This is a genomic window from Endozoicomonas sp. SESOKO2 (genome assembly GCF_024606245.1).
GTDB lineage: Bacteria > Pseudomonadota > Gammaproteobacteria > Pseudomonadales > Endozoicomonadaceae > Endozoicomonas_A.
In genome coordinates, this window is record NZ_JAHHPQ010000136.1 from 1 (window position 1) to 9187 (window position 9187).

The window sequence follows — 9187 nt, forward strand, 5'->3', positions numbered from 1 at the left end:
ACCAATTTATTGCAACCGCAGTAGGACAGCCTTAAGTCCGACAGGCTGCTAGCCCTTTCATAAGTTTTTTCCCGGCACCGCCTTCGGCTTTTATCAAAAGGTCTTTGACAGAAAGCAGACTAATTTTCTTGATCTATCATTGCTCTCTAGTCACCAGGATACAGGGATAGAATTATTAAACACTCACTCTTTGCGACATCACTTTTGCTACCACTTTTGCTACTACCGTTTTTTGTCGTTTGTCAGGCAGAACCGCGGACTGAATATTTTATTGTTGAGCTTCAACAAAATAAAATGCTTTCAAACCAGAGCTTTTCTATAAATCCAGTCCTACGTACACTGTCGTTCAGTTCACCTAAAATTGCCGACACAAGCGATAATAAAGAACTCGGTTCACCACCCGAATTCAAACAACACAAGACTTACAGTTACGGTGTAAAAGAGACTCTTGTTGAATCGATTTCGTGGCCATCGCTTTACGCCATTCATCTGCTGGTGCGTTACGAACTAATCCGGAGCACTATGGACGCCCCTCTACGCTCCAACCCTTATTCATGGCTATCTGTAGAAGTGATTCTTACCGTCGGTTGGCTTTTAAAAAGCTATTGGAATTTCGACTCAATGTCGTTTAAACCAAAAGAACAACCAAGAGCAGCAACTATGGTGATACAGCGGGGGCAGCCATTTGCCTATATCACTGTGGTGCCTGGCTCTGGACATAGCCAACAACCGCACAAGCCATCAGAACCATCAAGGCAGCAGGCCGCGGGAGTTCAAAGCGACCTTACAGGCTCTTTCACCAAATCTCTGGATACTGACTCTGCCGACAATAACGGAGGCTCTCAGCAAACTCTGCATACTTTGAGTTTAAATTGTTTCGTCTTTCCCTGTCATGGTATTTGTAGTTTCCGACCATCATCCAATAGCAGAGAGCCCGCTGAATGGCCGCCGGATTCTGAAGAAAGTTCGACAGGCAACTATGGATACTCAATCAGTGTAGATGCAATCTCTACAAATGACCCAGCCGAACCAGCCAATTGTCATATGACAATGCGCAGGAATCAGCCTGCCAACTCTGATGAATGGATTATCGTCCATGGGTTACTCAATCTGGGAAACCATAGCCTTTCAGAAGAAACCGGGATTAGCAACACGCCTGTCTATTTCACCAATCCAATGGTGATTCCATCTCCGGGCAGCCTACCTTCCGGAGGAGCTACCTATTGCCAACAGCCCCTGTCGGATCATACAGGTAAAATTCACAGAGGGCAGCAACAAACCTGTGACGTAATCATAGTCGGGGAAGAAGCCCAGCCGAGACCATGCGCAAAGGTCTGTAAGAATGCTGTAGCCCTATCGGTTCACAAAAGCTCATACCACACCGGGCAAAAAATCTGTAACGTGACCCTGATCGGGGAGAATGGTCAGCCGCGGCCGTGCGGGAGGGTCTTTAAGAATGCTAAATCACTGTCGGGTCACAAAAGCAGAAAGCACGTCAGGCAGCGACAAACCTGTCACATGACCTTGGTCATGAAGGATGGGGAGCTGCGGCCATGCGGGAAGGTCTTCCCGAATACTAAAGCCCTTTGGAAACACAAAAACAACGTCCACAACGGGAAACAAATCTGTGACGTGACCTTGGTCGGGAAGGATGGCCGGCAGCAACCATGCAGAAAGGTCTTCGAGAATGCCAAAGGCCTGTCGGATCACAAAAGAAAAATCCACAGTGGAGAAAAACTCTGTGACGTTACCGTGGTCGGGGAAGATGCTCAGCCTCGATCATGCGGGACGGTCTGCAAGAATGCTAAAGGCTTTTCGGATCACAAAAAAAAAGTCCACAGCAGGCAACAAACCTGCCACATAACCGTGATCGGGCAGGATGGCCAGCGGCGACCATGCGGTAAGGCCTGCAAGAATGAACAAGCCCTGTCGTCTCACAAAACCAGAGATCACACTGGGCAAAAAACCTGTGACGTAATAGTAGTCGGAGAGGATGACCAGCTGCGGTCATGCGGGATGGTCTGCAAGAATGCTCAAACCTTGTCAGAGCACAAAAGCAGAAACCACACCGGGCAAAAAACCTGTGACGTAATAGTAGTCGGGGAAGATGGCCAGCCACGGCAATGCGGGATGATCTGTAAGAATGCTAAAAGCTTTTCAGATCACAAACGAAAAGTCCATAGCGGGCAACAAACCTGTGTCCTTACCTTGGTCGGGGAAGATGGTCTGCAGCGACCATGCGCAAAGGTCTTCAGAAATGCTCAAGCTCTGTCGTCTCACAAATGCAAAGAGCACTCCGAGCAAAAAACCTGTAACGTAACTGTGATCGGAGAGGATGACCAGCCGCGACCATGCAGGATAGTCTGCAAGAATACTCAAACCCTGTCAGTGCACAAAAGCAGATGCCACAGCGGGCAACAAACCTGTGTCGTGAACGTAACCGGGAAGGATGGCCAGCTGCGGCCATGCGGCAGGATCTGCATAAGTGGTAGAGCCCTTTATGAGCACAAAAGAAGAAACCACTCCGGACCAAAAACTTGTGACCTAATTGTGACCGGGGAGGATGGCCAACCGCAGCCGTGCAGGATGGTCTGCAAAAATGTCAGAGTCCTGTCGTATCATAAAAAAAGCCATCGAAAACGTAAGTCTGTTGATCCGGAACACGATGATGGTCGCAATCCTAAAAAGGCTAAACAGAATAAGTAACGATTTGATCCAGTACATGGGATCAATGAGGTTTCTCCCAGTGTCACCTTCAGTTTTTTACAAAAGATCCTCTGTAGGAGGACAGTTTCGAGACAAAGCTTGATATGAAAGGGTGAAATTGCCAGAAGAGTCGTTGACTGGGTGGCGCCCGAAGGGAACTGGGTTGTCTGTCTGGATCGCACCAAACGGGACTTTGGCCAGTTCAAAATCAACATCATGATGGTCGCTAAGTAGGAGGTCGTCATTTTCGCAAAGGAGGGAATCATTTAGCTTGAGTTCATAAGCTTGCAGTTATACCTGCAGGCGAGTACCCACTCTCCCTTTTATAACAGGATTCTTTACGAAATTGTCTCCTGCAGAGCAAAAGGTCTTTGACAGAAAGCAGACTTATTTTCTTGATCTATCCTTGCTCTCTAGTCACCAGAACACAGGGATAGAAATATTAAACACCCATTCTTTGCGGCATCACTGTTGCCGCTAATGTTGCTACTACTTTTTAGATCTGTCGTTTGTCAGGCCGAAGCGTGGACAGAACGTTTTATTCTCGAGTTTGAAGAGAATGAAGTGTTTCCAGACCAAAGCTTTTCTATCAAGCGTGGCCTGCTCGCATCGCCGGGCACCCCTTCAGACCTTGTCAACACAAGGAACTATGCAGGAATCAGTTCATCGCCTGATGACAAACGACACAAATTTAACAGTTACGGGGTAAAAACGCTCCTTATTGAATCGATTTCGTGGCAATGGCTTTATGCCACTCACTTGCAGGTGTACGAGACGATCCTGGCCACCAAGGACGTTCCTCTCAGCTCCACCCCCTATTCATGGCTACCTGTAGAAGTGGTTGTTGCCATCGGTTGGCTTTTAAACAGCTATTGGAACCCCGATTCACTGTCGTTTAAGCCGATCGAACAACAAGCAGCAACCACTATGCTGACACTGGAGGGGCACTCATTTGCCGCCATCACGATGGTGCATGGCTCCGGACATAACCAACAGCCCTTCCAGCCATCAGAACCCTCTGGGCAACCAACCGCGGGAACCCCCTGCCACCTTACAGGCTCTTTCACTAACCCTCTGAATACTGACTCTGCCGACGGTAACGGAGGCTCTCAGCAAACTCTACATACTTTGGGTTTGAATTGTTTCATCTTTCCCTGTCATGGCGTTTGTAGTTTCCGATCATCATCTGATAGCAGAGAACCCGCTGAATGGCCGCTGAATTCAGAAAAAAGTATGACTGACAACTATAGAGGCGGCAACTATAAAGGAAGAAACTATAGATACTCAATAAGTGCAGGGGCAACCACTGCAACAGACCCAACCGAACCTGCCATTTATGATGTGACAATGCACAGGAACCAGCCTGCCAACTCCGATGACTGGATTATCATCCACAGTTTACTCAGTCTCAGAAGGCATAGCCTTCCGGAAAAAACCGGCATTAGCTTTACGCCTTCGCATTGCCAACAATCCCTGCGGGGTCACACAGGCGAAATTCACAGCAGCCAGCAACAAACCTGCGACGTAACCGTGTTCGAGGAGGATGGTCAGCCTCGACCATGTGGGAAGATCTGCAAGAATGCTGCTGCCCTATCGGTTCACAAAAGCTCATACCACACTGGGCAAAAGCTCTGTGACGCGACCTTTGTCGGGGAGGATGGTCAGCCACGGCTATGTGGGAAAGTCTGCAAAAATGCTAAAGGCTTATCAGATCACAAAAGAAAAGCCCATAGTGGGCAACAAACCTGTAACTTGCCCGTGGTCGGGGAGAATGGCCAGCAGCAGCCATGCGGGTGGGTCTGCAAAAATGCCAAAGTCTTGTCGGATCACAAAAGCAGAAGGCACCCCAGTGAGCATCAAATCTGTAACATAACCGTGGCCGGGAATGACGGCCAACTGCGGCCATGCGGGATGGTCTACAAGAATGTTGTAGCCTTGTCGGATCACAAACGCAAAACCCATGCCGGACCACAAACCTGTTACGTAAACGTTCTCGGAGTGGATGGTAAGCAGCGACCATGCGGGGCAGTCTACAAGAATGCTAAATCCCTGTCGGTTCACAAAAGCAGCTTACACTCCGGGCAAAAAACCTGTGTTATGGCCGTGGTCGGGGACAATGGCCAGCTGCGATCGTGCGGCACAGTTTGCAAAAATGCCCAAGCCCTGCGGGATCACAGAAGAAGAGATCACTCTGAGCAACAAACCTGTGACGTAACCGTGACCACAGAATATGGCGACCAACGGTCATGCGGGAAGGTCTGCAAGAATGCTCAATCTTTGGCGTCTCACAAATACATATGCCACACCGGGCAGTATAACTGTGAAGTGACCGTGGCTGGGGAAGATGGTCAGCTGCGGCCATGCGGGAAGGTCTGCAAGAATAAAAGAACTCTTTGGGATCACAAAAGAACACATCGGAAACGCATCTCTTATCCTGTGAATCAGGATGGTGAACCCAGCCCTAAAAAAGTAAATTGAATAAATAACACCTTTCTTTTCATTAGAATTTTTTCGATGCTACCCTTGGCTTTTAACAAAAGATCATTGACAGATAAAAGACTTATTTTCTTGATCTACCCTGGCTCTACAGAGACCAGAATACAGGGACAGAATGATTGAACACTCACTCTCTGCGGCGACAATGTTTCTGCTAGTGTTGCTGTCTGTCGTCTGTCAGGCTGAACCATGGACAGAATGTTTTATTATCAAGCTTGAACAGAAGGCAGTGTTTCCAAACCTGAGCGTCTCTATAGAACGTGACAGGCATACCCTGCCGGACAATCTTTCGGAGGTTTTCGACACAAACGACTATGCAGGACTGGATTTTCGGTCTGATGACAAACCGAACAGACCCGGCAGTTACGGAGTTAGGCTGCCTGTAGAAGTGGTTGTTGCAGCCGGTTGGCTTTTAGAAAGCAATTTGACTAACGATTTCATGCTGTTTAATCCAATCCAACAACAAGAGGCAACATCTACGCAGACACAGGGGGATCAACCGTTTGCTACCATCACTATGATGCTTCGCTCTGTAGATGACCAACAATCACATCAGCCATCAGAATCATCCAGCCAGCAAGCGCCGGGAGCCCCACAATCTACAGGCTATTTCGCTAACCTTCTCTATTCTGACTATGGCGGCGGTAACAGAGGTCCTCAACAAGCTCTGCACACCCTGGGTTTCAATTGTTTCGTCTCTCCCTGTCGTGGCGTTTGCAGTTTCCGATTATCATCCGGTAGCAGAGAATCCGCTGAATGGCCGCTGAATTCCGCAGAAAGTTCTACAGCCAGCTGTAGACATTTAATTGGCCCGGGGGCAGTCTCTACAACAGACTCAGCCGAACCACCCAATTATGATGTGACAATGCTCGGGAATTTGCCTGCCAACTCTGATGACTGGATTATAATCCACGGGTTACTCAATCTTCGAAGCCATATCCCTCCAGAAAAAACCGGGATTAACTGTACGCTTACCCATTTCAAACGCCCCATGGTGACTTCACCTTTGGGCTGCCTTCCTTCCGGAGGGGCTACCCGTTGTCAAAAAGTCCTGTCGGATCACAAAAGCAGAGAGCACTTCGGACAGCCAACCTGTGACGTGATCGTGGTCGGGAAAGATGCCCAACAGCGGCCATGCGGCAAGGTCTACAGGAATGCTAATAGCCTGATAGCACACAAAAGAATATTCCACAGCGGACAAAGAATCTGTGTCCAAACCGTAACCGGAGGGGATGGCCAGCATCGACCATGCGGGAAAACCTGCAAGAATACTCAAGCTTTGTGGGATCACAAATTAAAAGATCACAGCGGGCAAAAGACCTGCTACGAAACAGTGGTCGGTGCAGATGGCCAACCGCGACCATGCGGGGAGGTATGCAAGAATGCTAAAACATTGTCGTCTCATAAAAGAAGCATCCACACTGGACAACAAACCTGCCACGAAAGCGTGGTCAGGAAGGATGGCCAACAGCAGCCATGCGGAAAGGTCTGCAAGAGTGCTAAAGCCCTATCGGATCACAATAGAAAAGAACACACCGGCCAAAAAATCTGCAATGCAACAGTGGCTGGAAGGGATGGCCAGCAGCAATGCGGAAAGGTCTGCAAGAACGCTAAAGCCCTGTCAGATCACAAAAGAAGCAACCATTCCGGGCCACGAACATGCAACGAAACAGTGGTCGGGCGGGATGGTCAAAAGAAATCATGCGGAGCGGTCTGCAAGAGTGTGAATGCCCTGACGGATCACAAAAAAAGAAACCATAGTGGGCAAAAAATCTGTAACGCGATTGTGGTCGGGGACGATGGTCAGGGACGACCATGTGAGCGGGTCTTAAAAAATGCTCGTTCTCTGTCATGTCACAAAAGCAAATATCACAGCGGACAAAAAACCTCTGATAAGACAGTGAACGAGGAGAGTGACCAGCGGCTGCCATGCGGACTGGTCTGCAAAAATGCCAACGCCTTGAAAGATCACAAAAAAAGCATCCACAGCGGGCAACAAATCTGTAACCTGCCAGTGATCGGAGAGGATGGTCAGCAGAGGTTATGCAGGGAGGATGGCCTGCTGCGGCCGTTCGGTAAGGCCTTCCAGAATACCCACGCACTGTCCAGGCACAAAAGAACACACCGAAAGCGCAAGTCTTTTTATCCTAACCAGAATGATGGCTCCAGACCTAAAGAAATTAAAGCAAATAGGTAACAACCTACCTCCCTTTCATTAGGCTTGCCCGTTGTAATCATCCGATAGCAGAGGGCCCGATGAATGGTCGCTGAATTCCGTAGAAAGCTCGACAGTTAGCCCTACACACTCAATGATTGCAGAGGCAGTCTGTACAACTGCCCCTACCGTATCACTTAATGATGATGTGCCAATGAACGGGAATTTGCCTCCCACCTATGATGACTTGACTATAATCGACGGCTTGCTCAGGCTGCATAATCATCGCCTTCCAGAAGAAAGCGGGGCTTCCTTAACACTTATCCGTTTCAAAATCCCAAAGGGGCTTCACCTTCGGATTGTCTTCCTTACGGAGAGGCAGCCCGATGCCAAAAAAAACTGTCAAATCACAAGAGAAGAGAGCACAACGGACAACAAACCTGTGTCGAGACATTAGGCATTGAAGATGGCAAGTATCAGCCATGCGGGAAGGTCTTCAAGAATGCCAGAACCCTGTCAGTTCGCAAAAGCAGATACCACACCGGGCCAAGAACCTTTGATATGACAATAATCGGGGAGGGTGTGCAGCTGCAGCAGTGCGGGAAGGTCTGTAAGAATGCTAAAGCCCACTGGGAGCACAAAAGAAGACATAGAAAACGCAAGCCGGTTGATGTGGACCAGGATGATAACCACAACCCTTGATCTGGCACCCTTTTCATAAAGTTATGCCTGTTGCAGCCTTTGGGGTTTAAAGGAGATTTTTTAACAGAAGTTCTCGGAAAGAAAAGCACGCTTATTTTTTTAAACTATCCTTCTTCTCTGTAAACCAGAACGCAAGGATAGAATCATTAAGCACTCACTCTTTGCGGGACTGATGTTGATGTTGCAGTTGCCGTTACTGACGTTGTCTCTCGTCTGTCAGGGTGAACCGCTGACAAGACGACTTGTTTTAGAGCTTGAACAGAAAACAGTTTTTCCAAACCAGAGTTTTTCTATAAGGACTGACCGCCATACATCGCCTGGAAATCCGTCAGGTATTACTAACAAAAACGGCTATGCAGGATCGAATCCTTCGCCTGAAAAAAAACAACAAAGACCTCATATTTACGAGTTAAAAACAACCATTATTGAATTGATTTCATGGAAGTTGCTTTATTCCACTAACCTGATGGTTGATTTAAAACCAATCCTGACAACCAACGATCCCCCCCTAAGCTCCACCTCTTATCCATGGCTATCCATAGAAGTGGTTGTCGCTGTTGGTTTACTTTTGAAAAGCTATTGGAACCCCGATTCACCCTTGTTTAAGCCGATTCAACAACAAGAGACGAGTCAAAATCACCCCTATTCCATCATTACTATGGTGTTGGGCTCTGGAGATAACCAAACACCATACCAGTCACCAAAATCATCGAGGCAGCGTGCAACAGGGGCTACCACCCAGTCTGCAAGTTCTCTCTCTATCCACCTTTATTCTGGCTCTGGCGGCAGTAACGGAGGCTCTCAACAACACTCACATACTTTGGGTTTTAATTGTTTCGCCCATCCCTGTCATGGCGTTTGTCAATTCCGACCATCATCCGATAGCGTAGAGTCCGTTGAACCACCGCTGAATTCCCTACAAAGCCCATCTTTCGAAAAATTGGATGATCTCTCTGACATTGAACTCCGCTGTGTGTGCGGCGTACCATATCTGCAACAGCCACATGACATTGTTGGCAGCAGATTCATTAGCAGCAACTTTATAAACCGGGTCGCCTCATACAGGATCTCTCCAGACGAAGACTCCACAGACGAAGACTCCACAGACGAAGACTCCACAGACGAAGA

5 protein-coding genes are annotated in these 9187 nt (G+C 48.2%); all 5 read left to right on the top strand.

The window, feature by feature from the left end; all coding sequences use genetic code 11:
• Window positions 1-204: 204 nt before the first annotated feature.
• Window positions 205-2706, top strand: coding sequence for a hypothetical protein (locus KDK17_RS03515; protein WP_257287352.1), 2502 nt, complete (start codon window positions 205-207; stop codon window positions 2704-2706).
• Between the two features lie 480 nt (window positions 2707-3186).
• Window positions 3187-5184: a hypothetical protein gene (locus tag KDK17_RS03520; RefSeq protein WP_257255048.1), complete on the top strand. Its 1998-nt coding sequence runs from the start codon at window positions 3187-3189 to the stop codon at window positions 5182-5184.
• A 133-nt stretch (window positions 5185-5317) separates the two neighbouring features.
• A complete protein-coding gene (locus KDK17_RS03525) occupies window positions 5318-7399 on the top strand; it encodes a hypothetical protein (protein WP_257274167.1) in 2082 nt (693 codons plus the stop codon).
• 519 nt (window positions 7400-7918) lie between these two features.
• Window positions 7919-8059, top strand: a complete 141-nt coding sequence (locus KDK17_RS03530) for a hypothetical protein (protein ID WP_257255157.1) — start codon at window positions 7919-7921, stop codon at window positions 8057-8059.
• A 172-nt stretch (window positions 8060-8231) separates the two neighbouring features.
• A partial coding sequence (locus KDK17_RS03535; protein WP_257287353.1) for a hypothetical protein occupies window positions 8232-9187 on the top strand: 956 nt, incomplete at its 3' end.